At 74.0% G+C, this 21,692-nt stretch carries 16 protein-coding genes; 12 read left to right on the top strand and 4 right to left on the bottom strand.

All coding sequences use genetic code 11. From position 1 onward, the window contains the following. Nucleotides 1–11: 11 nt before the first annotated feature. Complete coding sequence (locus OG562_RS12135) at nt 12–1,529, bottom strand: alpha-N-arabinofuranosidase (protein WP_266396526.1); 1,518 nt, start codon at nt 1,527–1,529, stop codon at nt 12–14. A 183-nt stretch (nt 1,530–1,712) separates the two neighbouring features. On the opposite strand from OG562_RS12135, the gene OG562_RS12140 reads away from it, so the two are divergent. The 3 genes from OG562_RS12140 to OG562_RS12150 are packed head-to-tail and all read left to right on the top strand — an operon-like array spanning nt 1,713 to nt 5,075. Next, nucleotides 1,713–2,327, top strand: coding sequence for a toxin-antitoxin system, toxin component family protein (locus OG562_RS12140; protein ID WP_266409230.1), 615 nt, complete (start codon nt 1,713–1,715; stop codon nt 2,325–2,327). Then, a complete protein-coding gene (locus tag OG562_RS12145; protein WP_266396529.1) occupies nt 2,324–3,640 on the top strand; it encodes an MAB_1171c family putative transporter in 1,317 nt (438 codons plus the stop codon). Before OG562_RS12140 ends, OG562_RS12145 begins: the two co-directional genes overlap by 4 nt. Then, a complete protein-coding gene (locus tag OG562_RS12150; RefSeq protein ID WP_266396532.1) occupies nt 3,633–5,075 on the top strand; it encodes an NAD(P)/FAD-dependent oxidoreductase in 1,443 nt (480 codons plus the stop codon). The genes OG562_RS12145 and OG562_RS12150 overlap by 8 nt, the downstream gene beginning before the upstream one ends. Before the next feature lie 312 nt (nt 5,076–5,387). On the opposite strand, the gene OG562_RS12155 is transcribed toward OG562_RS12150, so the two are convergent. Then, nucleotides 5,388–6,248, bottom strand: coding sequence for an SMP-30/gluconolactonase/LRE family protein (locus tag OG562_RS12155; RefSeq protein ID WP_266396533.1), 861 nt, complete (start codon nt 6,246–6,248; stop codon nt 5,388–5,390). Continuing rightward, nucleotides 6,245–7,018, bottom strand: coding sequence for an IclR family transcriptional regulator (locus OG562_RS12160; RefSeq protein WP_266396535.1), 774 nt, complete (start codon nt 7,016–7,018; stop codon nt 6,245–6,247). The genes OG562_RS12155 and OG562_RS12160 overlap by 4 nt, the downstream gene beginning before the upstream one ends. Before the next feature lie 132 nt (nt 7,019–7,150). On the opposite strand from OG562_RS12160, the gene OG562_RS12165 reads away from it, so the two are divergent. Next, nucleotides 7,151–7,771, top strand: a complete 621-nt coding sequence (locus OG562_RS12165; protein ID WP_266396538.1) for a hypothetical protein — start codon at nt 7,151–7,153, stop codon at nt 7,769–7,771. Nucleotides 7,772–7,823: 52 nt separating this feature from the next. On the opposite strand, the gene OG562_RS12170 is transcribed toward OG562_RS12165, so the two are convergent. After that, entirely contained in the window at nt 7,824–8,705 is an 882-nt protein-coding gene (locus tag OG562_RS12170) for a RimK family alpha-L-glutamate ligase (protein ID WP_266396540.1), read from the bottom strand. A 129-nt stretch (nt 8,706–8,834) separates the two neighbouring features. On the opposite strand from OG562_RS12170, the gene OG562_RS12175 reads away from it, so the two are divergent. The 8 genes from OG562_RS12175 (at nt 8,835) to OG562_RS12210 (ending at nt 21,611) form a co-directional block, all read left to right on the top strand. Next, on the top strand, nt 8,835–9,965 hold the full coding sequence (locus tag OG562_RS12175; RefSeq protein ID WP_266396541.1) for a MerR family transcriptional regulator: 1,131 nt from the start codon (nt 8,835–8,837) through the stop codon (nt 9,963–9,965). 216 nt (nt 9,966–10,181) lie between these two features. Continuing rightward, nucleotides 10,182–11,810 carry an IS200/IS605 family accessory protein TnpB-related protein gene (locus OG562_RS12180; RefSeq protein ID WP_323187507.1) on the top strand — a complete coding sequence of 543 codons (1,629 nt, stop codon included), beginning with the start codon at nt 10,182–10,184 and terminating at the stop codon, nt 11,808–11,810. A gap of 98 nt (nt 11,811–11,908) precedes the next feature. Next, on the top strand, nt 11,909–13,354 hold the full coding sequence (locus OG562_RS12185) for an acyl-CoA synthetase (RefSeq protein ID WP_266396542.1): 1,446 nt from the start codon (nt 11,909–11,911) through the stop codon (nt 13,352–13,354). After that, nucleotides 13,351–14,781 carry a carboxyl transferase domain-containing protein gene (locus tag OG562_RS12190; RefSeq protein WP_266396543.1) on the top strand — a complete coding sequence of 477 codons (1,431 nt, stop codon included), beginning with the start codon at nt 13,351–13,353 and terminating at the stop codon, nt 14,779–14,781. The genes OG562_RS12185 and OG562_RS12190 overlap by 4 nt, the downstream gene beginning before the upstream one ends. A gap of 94 nt (nt 14,782–14,875) precedes the next feature. After that, nucleotides 14,876–15,223: a CU044_2847 family protein gene (locus OG562_RS12195; RefSeq protein ID WP_266396544.1), complete on the top strand. Its 348-nt coding sequence runs from the start codon at nt 14,876–14,878 to the stop codon at nt 15,221–15,223. Continuing rightward, nucleotides 15,220–16,998 (top strand): trypsin-like peptidase domain-containing protein, encoded by a 1,779-nt coding sequence (locus OG562_RS12200; RefSeq protein ID WP_266396546.1) that lies wholly within the window; start codon nt 15,220–15,222, stop codon nt 16,996–16,998. Before OG562_RS12195 ends, OG562_RS12200 begins: the two co-directional genes overlap by 4 nt. 37 nt (nt 16,999–17,035) lie before the next feature. Continuing rightward, entirely contained in the window at nt 17,036–18,079 is a 1,044-nt protein-coding gene (locus OG562_RS12205; protein WP_266396547.1) for a MoxR family ATPase, read from the top strand. Next, nucleotides 18,069–21,611, top strand: a complete 3,543-nt coding sequence (locus tag OG562_RS12210; RefSeq protein ID WP_266396550.1) for an SAV_2336 N-terminal domain-related protein — start codon at nt 18,069–18,071, stop codon at nt 21,609–21,611. Before OG562_RS12205 ends, OG562_RS12210 begins: the two co-directional genes overlap by 11 nt. Nucleotides 21,612–21,692 lie beyond the last annotated feature (81 nt).

Consider the following 21,692-nt stretch of genomic DNA (forward strand, 5'->3'; position numbering starts at 1 on the left):
CATTGTGGGGTCTATGCCAGGCGGATCACGTTCCAGGACAGCGGCTCCAGGGTCGCCGTCAGCGTGCCGTCGTCCGTGAGCGCCGTGCCGGACGCCGTGTGCGGGGCGACCCGCTCGGGCTCGGCGAGGGTGTTGCGGGCGTCCGGGTCGGCGTCGGCGAGCACGCTGTGCTCCACGACCGACGTCAGGTCCAGCCCGTTCAGCCCGACTTCGAGGGGCAGGGAGTCCGTACGGCTGCGGTTGACCGCGAAGACCGTGACCGAGCCGTCCGCGCCGCGCACCGCCGTGGCGTGCAGCAGATCCGCCTCGCCGTACTTCCGCGTCTCGTACGTAGGTGAGTCCACCCGTACGTCGAGGACCTCGCCCCGGCCGTACCGGGAGGCCTGGGCGAACGGGAAGAAGGTCGTCTGCCGCCAGGCCGGGCCGCCCGGCTCGGTGAGGATCGGCGCGATGACGTTGACCAGCTGGGCCAGACAGGCCACCGTCACCCGGTCGGCGTGCCGGAGCAGGGCGATGAGGAGGGAGCCGAAGACGACGGCGTCCAGGACGCTGTAGTTGTCCTCCAGGAGCCGGGGGGCCTCCGGCCAGTCGCTCGGGTCGGCGGTGCGGGTCTGCTCCTCCCAGTGGGTGGTGTACCAGACGTTCCACTCGTCGAAGGAGAGGTCGATCTTCTTCTTCGACTTGAGCTTCGCGCCGATGTGGTCGCAGGTGGCGACGACGTTCTCGATGAATGACTCCATGTCGACGGCCGAGGCCAGGAAGGAGTCGAGGTCGCCGTCGTGGGGCTGGTAGTAGGCGTGCAGCGAGATGTAGTCGACCAGGTCGTAGGTCTCGGTCAGGACCTTCGCCTCCCAGTCGGCGAAGGTCGGCATCGACTGGCTGGAGCTGCCGCAGGCGACGAGTTCGACGTCCTGGTCGATCTGGCGCATCGCGCGGGCCGTCTCGGCTGCGAGCCTGCCGTACTCCTCGGCGGTCTTGTGGCCGGTCTGCCAGGGGCCGTCCATCTCGTTGCCCAGGCACCACAGCCGGATGCCGAAGGGGTCCTTGTCGCCGTGCGCGACCCGCAGGTCCGACAGCGCGGTGCCGGCGGGGTGGTTGGCGTACTCCTGGAGCTCCAGGGCCTCCGCCACGCCTCGCGTGCCCAGGTTCACGGCCATCATCGGCTCGGCCTGCGGGCCGACCTCCTTGAGGAACGAGATGTACTCGGAGAGACCGAACCGGTTCGTCTCCGTGGAGCGCCAGGCCAGGTCGAGGCGGCGGGGGCGGTCCTCGGCGGGGCCCACCGAGTCCTCCCACTTGTAGCCCGAGACGAAGTTGCCGCCGGGGTAGCGGATCGTGGTCACGCCCAGTTCCCGGATCAGGTCCAGGACGTCCGTGCGGAGGCCTTCGGCGTCCGCGGCGGGGTGGCCGGGCTCGTGGACGCCGGTGTAGACGCAGCGGCCGAGGTGTTCGACGAAGGAGCCGAAAAGGCGGGGGTTGACCTGGCCGACGGTGAAGGCGGGGTCGAGGGTGAAGCGGGCGGTTCGCATGTGCGCCTTTCGACGTTCGACATTCATGGCTCGGTGTTCGATATTCCGGATCCTGCTCGTAGCTTCGAACGGGACGCTAAATTCGATGCGCTTTGCGCGTCAAGGACTTCACGTGACGCGAACACAACCAGCCGCGTAGGCTCGAACGGCTGCCGTAGGGCGGTGAGAAGGGGGACGGAGCTGATGGACATCGCGGGCGCGCGCGCGAGTGCGGCCCGGATCGCCTCGGCGCTGCGGCGCTCGAGGACCGGGCCGGCCATGCGCGACCTGACCGGCGACCTCTCCGCCGCCCTGCGGGCCAGACCCCGGCCCCCCGCCGGCGTCCGGGACGTGTGCCGCGCGCTCTGCGAGGAGATGGCCGCACGGCGCGGCGGACGCCCCGTCGAGCTGCGGTTCGAGCGGTTCCCCGACGAGTTCGACGTGACGGGACTGTGGGTGGAGTTCCAGGACTTCGACCTGGTCATCGTCGAGGAGCGGGCCGAGGCCGTCCAGCAACTGGTCATCCTCGGCCACGAGTTGTGGCATCTGCACGCCGGGCACCGGCACCACCACCACGGCGTCGGCACGGCTGCCGCGGGCGTCCTCGCCGCACAGCCCGGTTGGGACGACATCGCGCTGACCGTCGCCGCCCGCAACGGATCCCGGGAGAGCGACGAGGCCGAGGCCGACGACTTCGGGCACCGGCTCGCGGCCGCCTTCCGGCGCTACCTGCCCGGCCCCGCGCCCGCGCCCTCCGCGGAGACGTCCCCGGTGCAGCGCACCCTCGGCTATCGCGGACGCAGAGGCACGGCGCGGTGACCCACGGGCTGTACATCTCCTTCTGGCTCCCCACCGTGGTGCTGGCCGCCGCCCTGGCGATCAAACTGCCCAGCATCCTCAAGCTGTGGCGGGACCCGCTGCTGCGCGCCGTCGGCGGTCTGCTGCTGTTCGCCTGCGCGGTGTTCGTCTTCGCCGCCCCGAAGACCATCGCCTGGACCAACCGGGTCACCGGCGTCCCGAACATCGCGGCTCCCTGGGTGTACTCCCTGCTCACCGCGCTCTCCGCGTCCTGGCTGCTGCTGATCATCGCCTGGCGCAACGGCCGCAGCGAGCGTTCGGCGCAGACCCGGCGTGCGACCCGGTGGGTCGTCTCGGTGTACGCGGGCGTGGTCGTCGCGCTGTGGGTGCTGTTCGCGCTCGCCGACGTGCCCGTGGAACAGATCCGCAACCTGGACACCTACTACGCCAACACGCCGTACATGCGCGAGGAGATCCTGCTCTACCTGCTCGCGCACACGGTGGCCTGCTCGGTGACGGCCCGGCTCATCTGGAACTGGAGCCGCACCGACGGCCTGGACGCCTGGCTGCGCTGGGGGCTGAGGTTCCTGGGGGCCGGCTATGTCACGAACCTGGTGTTCAGCGCGGCCAAGCTCACGGCCGTGGCCGCCCGTTGGACCGGGCACGACCTGGACTGGCTCAACACGAACATCGCCCCGTCGGCCGCCTGCATCGCCGCCACCCTGGTGGCGATCGGGTTCATCGTCCCGCACGCCGGCCAGTACCTCCAGGAGCGCTGGCGCGTCCGCTGTCGGCACCGCGGTCTGAAGCCCCTGTCCCGGCTGATGCGGACCGTCACCGGCGGGCGCGAGCCGTTCGGCCTGCGCGCCACCCCGGAGCTGCGGCTGATCCGCCGCGAGACGTTCATCCGGGACGCGCTTCTGCAACTGGCCCGCCACCTCGACGACGACCTGCGCACCCGGTCCTACGACGCGGCCGTCGTCCTCGGTTTCGAGCGCGGCCGGGCGCAGGCTCTCGCGGCGGCGGTGACGCTGCTGGACGCGGTCGCGGCGGCCGAGGCCGTGAAGACCGCCCAGACCGCCCAGGCCGCCCAAGCCGCCCAAGCCGTCGGCGGGGTCGCCGCCACCGGGAAACGACCGCCGGAAGGGGCCGGGGAAGGGTCTGCGGACGGAGCCTCGCACTCCGAGCGCGCCGCCTCCCCGTCCGGCCCGGACACCACCTACCTTCTGCGGGAGATCCAGGCCGTGTCCGAAGTCCTTCGCCGTCCCGACGACATCCAGGCGGTCCGCGCCCGCGCGACCGCCCCGGCAGAGAGCATCTCCGCGCATGAGTGAAGACCCCACCCCCGCCAGAACCGCCGTAGTCCTGGGGGGATCCCACACCGGCATGCTCGCGGCCCGGGCCCTGTCCGGCCTCGCCGACCGGGTCGTCGTCGTCGAGCGGGACGTACTGCCCGACGGCCCCGCGCCCCGCAAGGGCCTGCCGCAGGCGCGCCACGCCCACATGCTGTGGTCGGGCGGGGTGCGGGCGGTGACGGAGCTGCTGCCGGGCGTCGCCGACGCGCTCCGGGACGTCGGGGCGCGCCGACTGCCGGTCACCACGGACATGGTCGTCATGGGCTCCCGCGGCTGGTTCCGCCGCTGGCCCGAGTCCCACCACGTGATCCTGGCCGGACGGGACCTGCTGGACGCGACGATCCGCGCGCAGGTCCTCGCGGACGAGCGGGTCGAACTGCTCGACGGGGTCGAGGTGTTGGGGCTGGAGGGGAACGCGGGGGCGGTGACGGGCGTACGGGTCCGCAGCAGCCGTAGGCACACGACGGACGCCCCTGGGTCCGGCGTCGGCGACGACGGTGTCCGGGTCGTCGAGGCGGGGCTGGTCGTCGACGCGACGGGGCGGGGCTCCGGGGCGTCCCGGTGGCTGACGGAGCTGGGGCTGCCTGCGGTGGAGCGGCGCGAGGTCGACTCCGGTCTGGCGTACGCGAGTCGGCTCTACCTCGCCCCCGAACAGGCGCGCTCCGGCTACCCGATCGTCAACGTCCAGCCCGACCCCCGGGACGGCCGGCCGGGCCGGGCGGGCTTTCTGCTGCCCATCGAGGACGGCCGCTGGATCGTCACCCTCAACGGCAGCCGCGGCGGCGAGCCCTCCGCCGCCGAGGACGACTTCGTCCGCTTCGCCCGCGAGGAGCTGCGCCACCCGATCATCGGCGAACTCCTCGAACGGGCCGAGCCGTTGTCCGACGTGGCGTACACCCGGACCACCCTCAACCGCCGCCACTTCTACGAGCGGATGCCGGCCTGGCCCGAGAACTTCACCGTCCTCGGCGACGCCCTCGCCGCCTTCAACCCGCTTTACGGCCACGGCCTCGCCGTCGCCGCCCAGAGCGCCCTGTCCCTGCGGGACGTCGTACGACGGCACGGCTGGGGCGTGCCCGGGCTGTCCCGTCGGCTCCAGAAGGCGGTGGCCCGGCCGGTCGGCGCGGCCTGGGACCTCGCGGTCGGCCAGGACGTCTTCTACCCGGGCGCGACGGAGAACGGCCCCACGCTCCGCGACCGCCTCGTCTCCGCGTACGTCGGCCGCCTCATGCTCACCGCCACCGGCAACGGCCGTATCGCCCGCCGCGTGACGGACGTGACCTCCCTGGAACGGGGAGCGGAGGTCCTGCTGACCCCGTCCGTCCTCCTGGCAGCGGCGGCGGGCCCCCTCAAACCCCCGCTCACCGCACCACCGCTGACCGTCGAGGAACTCAAGCGGGCAGGGTTGCAGTAGCGGGCGACCGGACCGCTGGGCAGCACCCGGTCGGGGGACGGCTCGGGGCGAAGCCCCACCCGGTCGAGGGACGACACGGGGCGGCGGGGTAGTCCGGTCGAGGGACGCCCCGGCCGCCGAGACGCCCACGCCCGGGGACGCCCCCGGCGACGAAACCGCCCAGCCGCCGGGTCAGGCAGAACAGCCCCGCCAGCGGGGCGACCCGGTGGCGGGGCAGATTGGTTGGCGGCACAAACCAGTTGGCGGGGCGGTTCCGGTCGGCGGGCTCCTCAGCCCGGAATCGACAGCCCGGAATCGACAGCCCGAAGTCGTTCAGCCCTTGAACGCGGGTTGGGGCAGGCCCTTGCCCGCGTTCGGGACCACCAGGAGGGAGCCCGCCACCGGGTGGGGGGCGGTCAGGCCGACTCGGGCGGTGGTGACGTAGAGGTCGGTGAGGTCGGGGCCGCCGAAGGCGCAGGCCGTCACGCGGGGCGTCGGCAGGGAGATCACCCGGTCCAGCTCCCCCGCGGGCGTGTAGCGCCGTACCGCTCCCCCGTCCCACAGGGCCACCCACACGCAGCCGTCGGCGTCGACGGTGAGGCCGTCGGGGAAACCGGCGCCGTCCTCGATCTCGACGAGGGGACGGCGGCCCGAGACCCGGCCCTGCGCGTCGTAGTCGAAGACGTCCACCCGACGGGTCGGGGAGTCGATGTAGTACATCAGCGAGTGGTCCGGGCTCCAGCCCGTGCCGTTGCTGACCGCGACGTCGTCGAGTATCACCTCGGCCGAGCCGTCCCCGGTGAGCCGGGACAGGGTGCCGCCGCCCGGGGCCTCGTCGTAGCGCATGGTGCCGGCCCACAGGGAGCCGTCGGGGGCCACGGCGGCGTCGTTGGCACGGCGGCCCGGCACGGGCTCGTGGCGCAGCCAGCGGAAACCGTCGTCGGGGTCCAACAGGCCCACCCCGTCACGGAGGTTGAGGACCAGGCCGCCGCCGACGCGGGGCTTGGCCGCGCCCACATGCTGGTCGGTCACCCGGACCGTACGACGGCCGCTCGACGGGTCGTAGCCGTGCAGGCGCGCGCCCAGGATGTCGAGCCAGAGCAGCCGGCCGGTCGCCGCGTCCCAGGTCGGCCCCTCGCCGAGGGTCGCCTCGGCGCGCACCGCCACCTCGTACGCCGTGCTGGTCGTCGTCATGCCACGCTCCGGTAGCCCAGCAGCTCGGACAGCTCGGCAGCGCCCTTGGCCGCGAGCTGCTCCAGCTCGACGCGCCGCTCGTCGCTCCAGCGGATCATGGGCACGGAGATGGAGAGGGCGGCGACGACCTGCCCGGTGCGGTCGCGCACCGGGGCCGCCACGCAGCTGACGTCCGGGTTGGACTCGCGGTTCTCGACCGCGACGCCCCGCTCCCGGATCTCCACGAGGGCCTCGCGCAGCGCGTCCGGCTCGGTGATGCTGTTCGGGGTCATGCGCACGAGGTCGGCGTCGTCGGGGATCCGGGCGCTGAGCTCCGCCGGGGAGAGGGAGGCGAGCAGCATCTTGCCCACGGAGGTGCAGTGGGCGGGGAGCCGGCGACCGGCGGCGGAGACCATGCGCACCGCGTGCGTGGAGTCGACCTTGGCGATGTAGATGACGTCCGTGCCCTCCAGGATCGCCACATGGACCGTCTCGTCGCAGGTCTCGGCGACGGTCCGGGCGACCTGCTGGCCCTCGGCGGCGAGGTCGAGCTGCTCGGCGTATCGGCTGCCGAGCTGGTACGGCCGTACCCCGAGGCGGTAGCGTCCGGGCTGTCCGGGCACCGGGACGATGTAGGACCGGGCGGCGAGCGTGGTCACCAGCTCGTGCACGGTGGTACGCGGCAGCTGGAGCCTGCGCACTATGTCGGGGGCGGAGAGCGAACCGTCCCCGTCGAGGAAGAGCTCGAGAATGTCGAGAGCTCGGGTCACGGCAGGTACGAGTCGTCCCACGACCGGCCCCCTCCCTTTAGTCGTCTCAGGTGCCCGTGTTCGATATTTCAACAGGCGATCGGCATGACGAACACAGGCTATGCATAAGGCACTGCGGCGGGCAATGGTCGTGAAATGCGCGGGTGCGAGACGATGGGACGCATGCCGACCCCGAAACGCCTCGCCGGCTCCTTCACGCCTGTGGACTTCCAGTCCGTGCTGCTGCGCCGCATGGCCGACCACAACCCCGACCTGGTGGAGGACGCCCGCCATGAACTGGGCCTGTCCCTCGCCGACATGAGGGAGTCCAACAAGCGCTGGCAGGCCATGGTCCACTCCCCCCACGGGCGGGGGGCCGCCGCCCGCTACCGCTCCGTCCTGGGCGAACCGGAGTCCAGGACGCCCCGCCGCATCGGCGACCTCGACTGCGAGGCCTGGCTCTGGCCCCTGCCGCTGTGGCCCGACCTCCGCTTCGAGGTGCTCCTCGCCCCGAACGCCTCCGTCTGGAACGAATGGCTGGTCCGCGCCCCCGGAACCCCGCCGCCGCCCCTGACCACCCTGGCCGACCTCACCCCCTGGTCCTGCACGGTCGACGAGGCCGCCCAGGCCTTCGCCCCGGCCCGCCCCCTGGAAGGCACGGCCCCCACCCGCTGGGGCCTGACCTTCACGGCCCCGGACGAACGGGGGACCCGGCGGGAGGTCGTCGCCGAGTTCACCTGGGGACTGCTGCAGCGGACGGAGATCAGACCCTGGGCGACGGCGGTCAGGCCGTAGCGGACGGCGGTCAGGCCGTAGCGGACGGCGGTCAGGCCGTAGCGGACGGCGGTCAGGCCCTGGGGGAGGCCGCCGCCGCGAGAATCGCCTCCACCACCGCCGGCACCGACCCCGGGTGCAGGAACAGGAACAGGTTCGGCTCGACCAGTTCCAGTTCCATCACCCGCGGCTGACCGTCGTCCCCGTCCACCAGGTCGACCCGCGCGTACAGCAGCTCGGGCGCGTCCGGTACGGCGGCCAGGGCGCGCTCGGCCACGGCGAGTTCGGCCGGGGTCGGGGTCCAGGGCTCCAGACCGGGATGCGCGACCTTCTCCGCGTCGAAAGCCGTGCCGGGAGCCAGCACGGCGCGCTTGCGGCTGGCGTGCAGCAGGCGTCCGCCGAAGAACTGCAGGGCCCGCTCACCGGCGGTGTCGATGCCGCGCACATACGGCTGCACCATCGCGGTCAGCCCCTCCGCGTGCATCCGCGCGAGATGCCGTACGGCCGTGTCGTGCTGGTCGGGCGTGTAGCGGGCGGCGTAGCGCGCGCCGGCCCCGGAGGTGGGCTTGACGACGTACTCGTGGCCGTCGGGGAGGCCGGCCGGCTCGCCGGGCGCGAGGTAGCTCGTCGGCACGGTCGGCACCCCGGCCGCCGCCAGCTCGCCCAGGTACCGCTTGTCGGCGTTCCAGCGCACGACGGCGGCCGGGTTGGCCAGCCGGGTGACCGCGCCGGTCTTCTGCGCCCAGGCCGTGAACTCCTCCGCGCGCCAGCTGTAGTCCCAGGTGGAGCGGATGACGACGAGGTCGTAGGAGGCCCAGTCGACCTCGACGTCGTCCCAGAACACCCCGTCCGCCTCGGCCCCGGCCGCCGCCAGTGCCCGCAGCAGCACGGGAAGATCGTCGTCCTTGCCGGGCTCCGGCCGGGGGTCGTAGGTGGCAAGTGCGATGCGGGCCACTACGGGACTCCATTCTCGTACGTCCATCGCACATCTGTGCGTCTTTCCTACCCAGCAGGCTAACCGCCGCCCCGGGACCCGGACACCGCGCTTGACCTTCCCCTTCGGGGAAGCCGCAGCATCTACGGCATGCGGATGCTGACCATCGGGGCCTTCGCGCGGGCCTGCCGGCTGTCGCCGAAGGCGCTGCGCCTCTACGACGAGCTGGAACTGCTGCGACCCGCCCGGGTCGACCCGGACACCGGATACCGCTACTACGCCGTCGAGCAGCTGGAGCAGGCCCGGCTGGTGGCGTGGCTGCGGCGACTGGGGATGCCGCTGGCCCGGATCCGCGAGATCCGCGCCCTCGACGACCCCACGGCCGCCGCCCGCGAGATCCGCGCCTACTGGGCCCGGGTGGAGGCGGAGACGGCCGCACGACGGGATCTCGCCGCGTTCCTCGTGCACCACCTCTCGACCGCGAACACAGGCACACGACCAGGCACACACACAGTCGCGCACACAGGCACGAACACCGAAACGGACCTGTCCCGAAAGGACACCGCCATGCTGGAACTCCGTTACGCCGCCCACTCCGACCGCGGGCTCGTCCGCCCCGCCAACCAGGACACGGCGTACGCCGGGGCGCGGCTGCTGGCCGTCGCCGACGGGTTCGGGCCGGCCGGCGGGCCCGCGAGCAGCGCCGCCGTCGAGGCGCTGAAGTTCCTCGACGCCGAGGAACCCCCGGCCGGGAGCGTGCTCAACCTGCTGGAGGACGCGGTACGGGGTGCGACGGACGCCGTGCGGGACGTGGCCGACGGCACGGACGAGGTCGGCACCACGCTGACCGCGCTGCTGTGGACGGGCTCGCAGCTCGCGCTGGTCCATATCGGGGACTCGCGGGCGTACCTGCTGCGCGAGGGCGGCCTGTTCCGCATCACCCACGACCACACGGTCGTCCAGTCGCTGCTCGACGAGGGCCGGCTGACCCCGGAGGAGGCCGCCGCGCACCCCCAGCCCGCCCTGCTCCTCAAGGCCCTGTCCGGCGGCGCTCCCGCCGCCCCCGACCTGCGGCTGCAGGAGGCCCGCCCCGGCGACCGCTACCTCCTGTGCTCCGACGGCCTCCCGGCCGTGGTCCCGGACGCCGGCATCCGCACCCTCCTCACCGCCGCCCCGGCCCCCGACGAAGCCGCCCGCTCCCTGGTCACCGCCGCGAATGACGCCGGCGGCCCGGACAACGTCACCTGCGTCGTGGCGGACGTGGTGGAGACGGCGGCCTGAGAGGGGGTTTGGAGCTGCTGCCGCTGGAGTGCGTTGAAGGGCGCTCTGGTGAGTGGGGGTGAGCGTGCGTGTTGAGTGTCGTGTCGCGTGCCTCGGCGGTGGGATTGGTTCTCGGTGGGGAACTGACGTTCTTTCATCGAATGCGTGACCTTCATGGGCGACGCTCGTTTGCCATGGCGACGAGATCTTCAGGTGAGGCCGGGCGGGGGTGACGGGGTGGGCGAGCTGAGGAGCATCGCGCCGTCGTTCGTCGCGTCCGGCCCGGGTGGTGTGGCTGTCCGGACCCGTCTCAAGCAGCTGACGCCGGACGATGAGAAGGTGCTGCGGCTGGTGGGCGCGCATCTGGGTTCGCTGGCCTCGAGGGACCTCAGGGCGCGCTGCCGGGACGGCCTGGAACACTCCGGTGAGGCGTGGGCGGTGCGTAAGCGGGAGCTGACGCCGCTCTCGTCGTCGCGGTGGGCGGGCAGTATCACCAAGGCCACGCACGACCAGTGGGCGCTGGCCCGCCGTGGCCAGTCGGCGCACATCCAGAACCTGGAAGCCGGCATCCGCACCATCGAGGGCCGGCTGTCTCTGCCGGTCGGGCAGAAGGGGACGAAGAGGGCACCCGGGGGTTACCGGTCCCAGCGGGAACGGCATGCGAAGTCCCGGCGGCTGCGGGTGCTGCAGGACCGGCTGGCTGCCGCGCGGGCCGACTGTGAGGCCGGAGTCGTGCACGTCGTGCGGGGCGGCAGACGGCTGGCCCGCACCCGCCATCACCTGGAGGCGGCCGGGCTGACCGAGTCCGCGTGGCGCGGGCGCTGGGAGGCGGAGCGCTGGTTCTGCCAGGCGGACGGGGAGTCCGGCAAGCGCTACGGCAACGAGACGATCCGTGTCAGTCCCGAGGGTGAGGTGAGTATCAAGCTGCCCGCCCCGCTGGCTCATCTGGCGAATGCCCCGCACGGGCGGTACGTCCTGGCCTGCCGGGTCGCGTTCGCGCACCGGGGCGCCGAGTGGGCCGACAGGGTCGCGGCCAACCGGGCGACCGCCTACCGCATCCAACTGGACACGGGCCGGGGCCGCTGGCATCTGACCGCGTCCTGGCAGATACCGCCCACTCCCACCCTGCCCATCGAGGCGGCGCTCGCGCACGGTGTGATCGGCGTCGACATGAACGCCGATCACCTCGCCGCCCGGCGCCTCGACATCCACGGCAACCCGGCCGGCAGCCCGCGCCGCTTCTTCTACGACCTGACCGGCACCGCCGAACACCGCGACGCCCAGGTCCGCCACGCCCTCACCCGCCTCCTGCACTGGGCCCGCACCTGCGGCGTGAAGGCGATCGCCGTGGAGGACCTGGACTTCACCGCGGAGAAGACCCGCGAGAAACACGGCCGCCGCAAACGCTTCCGCCAGCTCATCTCCGGCATGCCCACCGGCAAACTCCGCGCCCGGCTGTCTTCGATGGCCGACCAGACAGGCATCGCGGTCATCGCCGTCGACCCGGCCTACACCAGCCGGTGGGGCGCCCAGCACTGGCAGAAACCCCTCACCAGCACGACTCGCAAGACCACTCGCCACGACGCTGCCGCCGTGGCGATCGGAAGGCGCGCCCAGGGACACCCGATCCGGCTGGGGGTACCTCCCAGGCCCTTAAGGCACTGGGGGAGGACGGCACCGCCCCCCTGCTCACCGGAGAGACGAGCAGGGGCATCGGACCGTCCAGGCCGGACCAGGCGTCCCTGGGCGCGAGGGAACCCGCCCCCGCATCCCCGGACCACGGACACGATCCGTGCCGCCCGGACGCGGAGCGAACGCGGGCAACCAGAACGCCCAACACCGTCCGGGGCGTTCGGCCGAGCATGAGACCTGGCAACAGGAATCACTCCCGCTCAGTCCCTAGGAACGGTAGGAACGTTCCTGTCGTCGCCTGACGGCATTCGAGACAGCCAAGGAGCGCCCGCGTGACCTCACTCTTCCCGGCCCTGACGCAGGATCCGTCCGACCGCCTCGCCCTGCGGTTCGGTGAGCGGTCCCTGACATATGCGGAGCTCGCGGCGGCGGCCGGGGCTGTCGGGGCGCGGGTGCGGGGGGTGGGGAGGGTCGCCGTATGGGCGACGCCGTCGTTGGAGACGGCGGTCGGGGTGGTGGGGACGCTGCTCGCCGGGGTCGCCGCCGTGCCGCTCAATCCGAAGTCCGGGGAGAAGGAGCTCGGGCACATTCTGGGCGACAGCGGGCCGGGGGCGGTGCTGGCGGCTCCGGGGGACGAACTGCCCGCCGCGCTGCGGGGGTTCGAGCGGATCGACGTCGACGTGCACGGGGTCGGACCGGCGCTCGCCGGTGAGCCCGGGGACGACGGGGAACCCGCCCTCGTCGTGTACACCTCCGGGACCACCGGGCCGCCCAAGGGCGCGGTCATCCCCCGGCGGGCGATCGCCACGACCCTGGACGCGCTCGCCGACGCCTGGCGGTGGACCGGCGACGACGTGCTGGTGCACGGTCTGCCGCTGTTCCATGTGCACGGTCTGGTGCTGGGGGTCCTCGGGCCGCTGCGGCGGGGCGGGGCCGTGCGCCACCTCGGACGGTTCAGCGCCGAGGGCGTCGCGCGGGAGCTGAACGACGGCGCGACCATGCTGTTCGGGGTGCCGACGATGTACCACCGCCTCGCCGAGGCGCTGCCCGCCGACCCGGAGCTGGCCAAGGCGCTCGCCGGGGCTCGGCTGCTGGTCTCCGGCTCCGCCGCGCTGCCCGTGCACGACCACGAGCGGATCGCGGCGGCGACCGGGCGGCGGGTGATCGAGCGGTACGGCATGACGGAGACGCTGATGAACACCTCCGTGCGCGCCGACGGCGAGGCCCGGGCGGGGACGGTCGGCCTGCCGCTGCCCGGTGTGGAGCTGCGGCTGGTGGAGGAGGACGGGTCGGCCGTCGAGGCCTGCGACGGGGAGACGGTCGGGGAGATCCAGGTGCGCGGGCCGAACCTGTTCACCGAGTACCTCAACCGGCCCGAGGCGACCGCCGCCGCCTTCACCGCCGACGGCTGGTTCCGCACCGGGGACGTGGCCGTACGCGATCCCGACGGGTACGTCCGGATCGTGGGGCGGATGGCCACCGACCTGATCAAGAGCGGCGGTTACAAGATCGGGGCCGGTGAGATCGAGAACGCGCTGCTGGAGCATCCGGGGGTGCGCGAGGCCGCCGTCACCGGGGAGCCCGATCCCGATCTCGGCGAGCGGATCGTCGCGTGGGTGGTCGCGGACGATCCCCAGTCACCGCCGGACAGCGCCGAGTTGGCCGACCATGTCGCCCGGCGGCTCGCTCCGCACAAGCGGCCCCGGGTGGTGCGCTATCTCGACGCGCTGCCCCGCAACGACATGGGGAAGATCATGAAGCGGGCGCTGCCTTCATGACGACGACACGCGTCGGCGCGCGGGAGATCATCGACCTCGTCTCCGACTCCTTCGGCTGCTTCGTCTCCTTCAGTGAACTTCCCGTACCTGAAGGCGACTTCCCGCCCGACGGTCCCCTCGGCTGGCCCGGCTACGACGCCTCGCGCGCCCGCGCCGCCGAGCGCACCGACGAGACCGAGTCCGTCGTCTGCGGCACCGCGAGCATCGAAGGCGTCCGCGTCGTGCTGATCGCCTTCGAGTTCGGCTTCCTCGGCGGCTCACTGGGCGTGCGCACCGGCGACCGACTGGAGGCTGCGTACAGCTACGCCCGGGAACACCGGCTCCCGGTCGTCCCGTTGGTCGCCACCGGCGGCAGCCGGATGCAGGAGGGTATGCTCGCCCTCACCCAACTCCAGCGCGTCGCACGGCAGTCGGCGCTCACCCGGGAGGCCGGGCTGGCGCAGATCGCCGTCCTGCGGGACCCGACGACGGGCGGCGGCTGGGCCACCCTGGGCGCGGGCGCCGACGTGGTCCTCGCCCTGCCCGACGCGCAGGTCGGCTTCGCGGGCTCACGGGTCCGGCCGCCGGACGCCGACCCGGCCGCGTACACGGCTGAGGCGCAGGTCGCGGCGGGGTCGGCGGACGCGGTCGTCCGGCCGCAGGAGCTGAAGGAGACGCTGGGGCGGTGGCTGCGGCTGCTCGCCCGCCCGTCGGGCGAGCCCACAAGCCGGCCCGCCGGCAAACCCGCCGCCGAACCAGCCGTCGAACCAGCCGTCGAACCAGCCGTCGAGCCCGCCCCGGTGCCCGAACCCCTCGGGGCCACCGACCTCCCCGCCTCCGGATGGGACGCCGTCCAGCGGGCCAGGTCGCCTCGACGGCCGCGTGCGGCACGCTACTTGGACGCCTACTTCACCCACCGGGTAGCGATCTCCGGCGACCGGTGCGGCGGCGCCGATCCCGACGGGATGCTGTGCGGCTTCGGCGAGCACCGGGGCCGTACGGTCGCGTACGCCGCCCAGACCGGGGCGGCGACCCGGCCCGCCGGATACCGCACCGCGACCCGGCTGATCAGGCTCGCGGACCGGCTCGGGATCCCGGTGCTGACCCTGGTGGACACCCCGGGCGCGGCCAACGACGCCGAGGCGGAACGGCAGGGCGTGGGCGCGGCGATCGCCGAGCTGTTCGGCGCGGTCGCCACCGCCCGCACCCCGCTCACCACGCTGGTGATCGGCGAGGGCGGCTCCGGCGGGGCGCTCGCGCTGGCCGCCCCCGGCCGCACCTGGGCCACGCCGGACAGCTACTTCTCCGTCATCGCGCCGGAGCTGGCCGCCGCGATCCTCAAACGCCCGCCGCAGGAGACGGAGGAGACCGCGAACCGACTCCGTATCCGGCCACAGGACTTGGCCGAACTGGGGGTGATCCGGACAGAGGACCGGCGGACGCCGTGAAAACGGGGGGAGGAACAGGACAACCGCGAGTACCGTCCGTAACAATGGGGGTGCACAGAGCCGCAGAACCGACGGAAGGGGTTACGGGGGCGCCGTGGACGGACTGGTGGAGTTCAAGACCGACGACGGGGCCGTGGTCTCCGTCGAGGCGGTCACGGAAGGGCGGCCCGGGTCGCGGCTGGTGGCCCGCGGCGACGGTACGGTCCAGGCGGCCCGTACCTTCGAGGGCGCCCTGGAGGGGGTGCGCGCGGCCGCCGAGTCCGCACTGCGGGTGTTCAGGGACGGCTCGTTACGGCCCGACGCGGTGGAGATCGAGTTCGGGGTGAAGCTCTCGGCGGAGACCGGCGCGATCATCGCCAAGGGCACCGCGGAGGGCCATCTGGTGGTGAAACTGACCTGGTCCCCGTCGCCCGCGGGAGGGCCGGGGCCCGCCGCCTCATGAAGAGCCCCGCGAGCAGAGCCACGCACAACGCCTCGAACAGCGCCGCATGGCACGCCCGGATCGAGAGCGTCGGCCAGGTCGCCGGGGCGGGCTTCCTCATCACCCCGCGCAAGGTGCTGACCTGCGCCCATGTCGTGCGCGCAAGCGCGCCGGACGCCCTGACGGTGACCTTCACCGAGCGCCCCGGCTCCCCCGCCGTACCGGCCCGGGTGGTCGCCGACGGCGGCTGGGGCGGCCGTGTCACCGACCTCGGCGACCTGGCCGTACTGGAGTTGGCGCACGACGCGCCGGTCGCCCCGGCCGCGCTCGCTCCCGTGGACGCGGCGCACGGCGACCGCGCCGACCGGCCGCGCAAGCTCGTCGTCTACGGCTTCCCGGTCGGCTTCGACGAGGGCACCCTCGCCGAATTCCGGGTCACCTCGGCCCAGTTGCTCAACAACGAGTGGATCCAGCTGGAGGCCTGGCAGCCTGGCGGGCAGCCGCTCGCCCCCGGGTTCAGCGGCGCGGCGGTCACCCTCGTCGACACCGGCGAGGTGGTCGGCATGGTCACCGCGGCCGCCGGAGCCCAGGGCGTGCACAACGGGCGGATGATGCCCACCGAGGTCATGTCCCGCTACTGGCCCGACCTGGAGGGCCTGGTGCCCACCTCGGACCACCGCACCGCCGACCGCGCCCGGCTGCGCGCCCTCGTCGAGCGGGCCGTCCGCGCGGGCCTGGACTGCGATCCCGTACGGCTGTACGCGGCCGCGGCCGGGCCGTTGGACCCGTCGGCGCCACAGGAGGGGTTCGACTCGCTGTGGTCGGCCGCCCTGTTCGTGCTGTGCGAGATCGACGGGGCGGACGCGGCCGCGACCGTGGCCCGGTTCGCCGACCGGCTGGAGAGTCTGCTGGAGGAGTTGCTGAGGGCCCCCGCAGAGCACGAGCCGGCCGCCGAGCGGGAGCCCGCCGTCGCGCCCGACTGGTCGCCCATCCTCGTCGACCTCCAGCACAGCGGCGCGGGCGACGGACAGGTCCTGGTCGAGGTGTCCGCGTACAGCGGGGGACGCCGGCATCCGGTCGGCTCCGACACCGTCCCGCAGGCCCGGGTGCGGGCCTACGTACAGGACCGGATCGAGGCCGCCTTCCGGTATCTGACGCCCGGCTGCGACGAGTTGATCGCGTTCGCGCTGCCCCGCGACTGGATCGACCTGCCCGTCGACCGCTGGGCGAGCGCCCCCGACGACGACACCCCGCTGGGCTGCGTCTACCCGCTGGTCGTCACCGACCAGGCCCGGCGCAGAGCGGGCGCCCGGCACCAGCTGACCCGCGCCTGGAACCGGCTCGACACGCTGCCGGGCGTGCGCGTGCACCGCATCGAGTGCGGCGCGCCCGAGGAGCCGCCGCGGCTGCGGATGCGGCTGCGCAAGCCCGACGCCTGTCTCGCGGGCTTCGCCACCGCCCCGGCCGCGCCCCGCACCCGCCCCCACTTCGACGCCTCGCTCACCGCGCCCGCCCCGGTGGTCGTCTGGTCCCGCGGCGGCTGCGCGGACGGTCCCGCAGGACCCTGCGCCGGCGGGGACGGCTGCGCGGGCAAGACGTTCCTGGACGAGCTCGACGCCTGCGTGTCCGCCGTACCGCCCGCCGAACTCCCGCGCCGGATCCTGGCGTTGCGCGAGGAGGCCGACGCGGAGGACGGTCACTGGGCGCGCGACATCCAGCTGGTGTGGGACGACCCGCGCGTCTTCGCCGACCCGCACGGCGACCCGTCCGCCCACGTCCGCTCACCCGTGGCCTGACCCGGCCCGCCGCCCCCACGCCGAGTTTCGGAGAACCATGCCCCACTGGTCCGTCTACACCGGGAACAGCGAGCCGCACGACGGCATCGAGCGGCTGCCCGCGCCGCCGCCCTGGCGGGCGTTCGACGGCGAGCCCGTGGTGTCCCCGCCCCGGGACGCCGACGACGAGGCGGCCGTCTCCCCCGACCGCGTCCACCGCGCCCGCACCTACGTCGCCACCCCGGAGAGCGTCCAACTCGTCAACGCGGCCCTCGTGCTGCGCCGCCCGCTGCTGGTCACCGGCCCGCCCGGCACCGGCAAGTCGTCCCTGGCGTACGCGGTGGCCCGGGAGCTGGGGCTGGGACCGGTGCTGCGCTGGAACATCACCAGCCGCACCACCCTGGCCGACGGCCTCTACCAGTACGACCCGCTGTCCCGCCTGTACGCGGCCCGGCAGGCGGCACGGACGGGGGACGACGTCCGCCGGGCCGGCGGGGTCGAGGACCATCTGCGTCTCGGCCCCCTCGGCACGGCCCTGCTCCCCTACGCACACCCCCGCGCCCTCCTGGTCGACGAGATCGACAAGAGCGACCTCGACCTGCCCAACGACCTGCTGAACGTCCTGGAGGAGGGCCAGTACGAGATCCCCGAACTCCTGCGCTCCGCCCGCCACTCGGCCGAGCGCGACCGGGGCGTCCAGGACACCGCCGAGGTGCTGGCCGACGGCACGGACGTCCCGGTCGCCGTCACCCGCGGCCGGGTCCGCTGCCGCGCCTTCCCCTTCGTCGTCCTGACCAGCAACGGCGAGCGCGAGTTCCCGCCCGCCTTCCTGCGCCGCTGCGTCCGCCTGAAGCTGCGCCGCCCCGACCGCGCCCAGCTCACCGAGATCGTCCGCGCCCACCTCGACACCCCGCCCGGCGAGGCGGAACACCTCATCAACCGCTTCCTGACCCGCGCCGCCGACGGCGAACTCGCCACCGACCAGCTCCTGAACGCCCTCTACCTCACCGGAGTCGCCGGCCTGGACGCGGAGTCCCGCGACGCCCTCGCGGAACAGCTGATGCCGTACCTGAGCACGACGGCGGACGGCGATGGCTTCTGACGAAACCCCGGCCGCCACGGACGAAACTCCGACCACGGACGAGACCCCGGCTATGGGCGGGACCCCCGCCACGATCGAGTCACCGGCCACGGACGGGACCCCGGCCACGATGGAGCCCCCCGCCTCCGACCCGACCCCCGCCACGACCGAGCCCCCGCCCGGTGGCGCCTCCGCCCTCGACCGGCTGACCGCACTCCTCACCGCCGCCGCGGACACCGCGCCGACCCCGCGCGAACTGGCGGAACTGCTGTGGCTGGCAGGCCAGTTGAGCGATCCGGCGGAGGGTGCGACGAGGCCGGCGCCCCCTGCCCCGGCCGCGCCCCCGACCGGCCCGCCCGCCCAGTCGGCCACCGCCCCGCCCCCGCCGTCCTCCCCGCCCCCGCCCGCGCCCCGGTCCCCCGCCGACCGCATCCCCCTGCACCTCCCCGCCCCGCCCGGCCTCCCGGAAGAGACCGGCGGCCCCACCGTCCCGGGCAGCCCCGGCGGAGCCGCCCGCACCCCCCTCCTCGCCCCCGCGCCCCCGATGCTGCCCCACCCCCTCGCCCTCCAGCGCGCCCTGCGCCCGCTGAAGCGCACGGTGCCGTCGGCGCGCGCCCGGCTCCTCGACGAGCGGGCGACAGCCGACCGCATCGCCCGGCTCGGCGCGCACCCGGACGTCTGGCTGCCCGTCCTGCGTCCCGCACGCGACCGCTGGCTGCGCCTGAACCTGGTCCACGACACGGGCCCGACGATGCCGGTCTGGCGGCCCCTCGTCCGCGAACTGCACACCGTGCTGGCCCAGTCGGGCGTCTTCCGCACGGTCACCCTGCACCCGGCCACCCCCGACGGCGGCGCCCTGCACCTCCCCGAGGCCACGGACGGTCGTACCGTCACGCTGGTCGTCAGCGACTGCATGGGCCCGCAGTGGCGGCCCGGCGCGGCGGGCGAGCGCTGGTTCGGCACGCTGCGACGGTGGGCGTCCCGGATGCCGGTGGCCGTGGTCCAACCGCTCCCGGAACGCCTCTGGCCCACCACGGCCCTCCCGGCCGAGCCGGGTCTGCTGTCCGCCCCGACGACGGCGGCCCCGCTCTCCACCCTCGCCTTCACCCCGTACGACCCCGAGGCCGCACCCCGACCCGACGCGGCCGTACCCCTGCCCGTCCTGGAACCGGGCGCGCCCTGGCTCGCCCACTGGGCCACGCTGGTGGCGGGCCCCGGCGGCGGCCGCACCCCGGGCGCGGCCGCCTGGCTCACCCCGGTTCCCATCGCCCCGCACCCCGCCGAACCGACCCCCGAACCCTCCTCCCTCCCCGCCCAGGACCTCGTCCTGCGCTTCCGCGCCACCGCCTCCCCGGAGGCCTTCCGGCTCGCCGGCCATCTGGCCCTCGCCGTCCCCTCCGTTCCGGTGATGCGCCTCGTCCAACGCGCCGTGGACCGCGATCCGCGCCCGCAGCACCTGGCCGAGGTGATCCTCAGCGGCATGCTCACCGCCGTCCCGGGCCCGCCCGGCTCCTACGACTTCCGCCCCGGCGTCCGCGACCTCCTCCTGCGCACCCTGCCCCGCACGACCCGCGGCCGCACCCGCGAACTCCTCGACCAGCTCGGCGGATTGATCGACGCCCGCGCGGGCTTCACCGCCGGCGAGTTCCGCGCGGAGGCCGGCCACGCCGACGGCAACGGCGCGGGCCCGGCGTTCGCGACGGTGAGCGAGGAGACGGTGGAGCGGCTGGGCGGGGACACGCTGCGTCCGCTGATCGGGCAGCAGAGCCCGCCGCCCGACGGACCGCGGCCGACGCCCCGCCCCGCCCACCCCACCCTCCTCTTCGAGACCGACGCCGACCTCGCCCGGCGCCCCGAGACCCGCATCACCCTCGAATACGCCGTCCACGAACTGCTCTCCCGCGGCGACCTGACGCCCCAGCAGTACGAGATCCGGGTCCGCACGAACGGCTACGTCGTCCAGGTCCACCCCGACGCCTACCTCCTCCCCGTCCTGGCCGCCGCCCTGCGCTGGCTCCCGGGCCCGCTCTCCGAGTTGGCGGAGGCGCCGCCGCTGCGGGTGACGTTCCGGGACGGCACGGAATCCGCCGTACGCCAGGAGCCCGCCGCACGCCCGGAGTCCGCCGCACGCCCGGAGTCCGCCGTACCCCGCCTCGCCGGGGTGGAGGCGGCCGCCCAGGTGCTGCTCACCGTCCCGCCCGGCCTCTACGACGCCTTCGCCGAGAGCTCCGCCGCCGCGGGCCCGCACCGGTTCCGCCCGCTGTTCGGCGACGCCCCCGACGCCCCGCCGCTCGCCTGGTACTGCCCGCTGCCCGCGCCCCGCCCCGAGGACGAGGCCGAACGCGACCTGGTCCGGGGCCCCTTCCTCACCAGGGATCTCCATCAGCTCGGGATACCGGCTCCCGGCCGCACCGCCGTCGTGCACACCCGCCCCGACGCCCCCCTCACCCTCCTCGACCCCGCCGTCCCCTACGGCGGACGTCCGCCGCGCCCGGCGACGTACTACGAGGTCGACCTCACCCCGCACCACGCCGTCCGCCAGGCGTCCCTGCCGAGCTCCGGCAAGGGCGCCTTCACCGCCGCCGTGGAGCTGACCTGGCGGGTCAAGGACCCGGTGGCCTTCGTCCGCGCGGAGGTCGGGCAGGCCGGGCAGGTGGCCGAGCGGCTGCTGGCCCATGCGCTGGCCACGGGGGCCGGGATCACCCGGCGGCACGCCGTGCGCCGGGCGGTGGGCGCACAGCGGGAGGTCAACTCCCAGCTCGGCCGGTGGCCGGTGCCGGGGCTGGCCGTGACCTGCGCGGTGACGCTGGCGCCGGACTACGCCCCGCCGCCCGAGGTACGCCGGCCCGCCCCCTCCGGTCGCCCGCTGGCGGACCTGCTCACCGACGCCGAGACCGTGCTGTTCGGCTTCGACGGCCCGCTGGCCCGCCTGTTCACGGCGAACACCGCCCGTGAGGCCGCCCTCGACCTGCTCTCCCTGGTCGCCGAGCACCGCCGCCCCGAGGACGCGCTGGCGGGCCGGCCCCTCGGCAGCGGGAGGTCACGCGCGCTGTTCGTGCATCCGCTGGACGTTCTGCGCGCCTTCGCCCACGACCCCGTCGGCCCCCTCCTGCGGGACCGTCTCGACAAACTGGAGCTGAGGGCCGTACCGGACGCGCCCACGACGCATCACTCCCTCATGCTCGTGCGCACCCTGCACGACGGCGGCCGCCGGGTCGGGGTGGCCACGGACGTCAGCGCGCAGGCCGTCCACCGCTATCTGGAGTCCCACCACCTGCCCCTCACCCGCGTCCACTGCCGCAGCAACGACCTCAGCAGACTCATGCCGCACCCCGACTGTCTGCTGCGCGCCCTGCGTCCGCACGGCACGCCCGCCCTCACCAGCGTCCTGATCGGCTCCACGCTCGCCGAGCTCACCGCCGCCCAGCAGGTCGGCCTGCGCTTCATCGGCCTCGCCCGCAATCCCACGGTCGAACAGGGCCTGCGCGAGGCGGGCTGCGAGGTCACGGTCGCCACCCTCGCCCCCGTGCTGGAAGCCGCACGGACGCTCTGAGAACCCCGCCCCGAGTCCGGCCCTCCCCCGTTGTTCATGTGAGCCCCAATCGGCATTAATAGTACAAACCCCCCCATTCGG

Source organism: Streptomyces sp. NBC_01275 (assembly GCF_026340655.1).
In the GTDB taxonomy this organism is placed as follows: Bacteria; Actinomycetota; Actinomycetes; order Streptomycetales; family Streptomycetaceae; genus Streptomyces.

What these genes read in the sequence shown, in the direction of transcription:
- OG562_RS12205 (WP_266396547.1), top strand. Translation starts at nt 17,036, where the DNA reads ATGCCCCACTGGTCCGTCTACACCGGGAACAGCGAGCCGCACGACGGC.
- OG562_RS12190 (WP_266396543.1), top strand. Translation starts at nt 13,351, where the DNA reads ATGACGACGACACGCGTCGGCGCGCGGGAGATCATCGACCTCGTCTCC.
- OG562_RS12140 (WP_266409230.1), top strand. Translation starts at nt 1,713, where the DNA reads ATGGACATCGCGGGCGCGCGCGCGAGTGCGGCCCGGATCGCCTCGGCG.
- OG562_RS12200 (WP_266396546.1), top strand. Translation starts at nt 15,220, where the DNA reads ATGAAGAGCCCCGCGAGCAGAGCCACGCACAACGCCTCGAACAGCGCC.
- OG562_RS12165 (WP_266396538.1), top strand. Translation starts at nt 7,151, where the DNA reads ATGGGACGCATGCCGACCCCGAAACGCCTCGCCGGCTCCTTCACGCCT.
- OG562_RS12210 (WP_266396550.1), top strand. Translation starts at nt 18,069, where the DNA reads ATGGCTTCTGACGAAACCCCGGCCGCCACGGACGAAACTCCGACCACG.
- OG562_RS12150 (WP_266396532.1), top strand. Translation starts at nt 3,633, where the DNA reads ATGAGTGAAGACCCCACCCCCGCCAGAACCGCCGTAGTCCTGGGGGGA.
- OG562_RS12135 (WP_266396526.1), bottom strand. Translation starts at nt 1,529, where the DNA reads ATGCGAACCGCCCGCTTCACCCTCGACCCCGCCTTCACCGTCGGCCAG.
- OG562_RS12175 (WP_266396541.1), top strand. Translation starts at nt 8,835, where the DNA reads ATGCGGATGCTGACCATCGGGGCCTTCGCGCGGGCCTGCCGGCTGTCG.
- OG562_RS12155 (WP_266396533.1), bottom strand. Translation starts at nt 6,248, where the DNA reads ATGACGACGACCAGCACGGCGTACGAGGTGGCGGTGCGCGCCGAGGCG.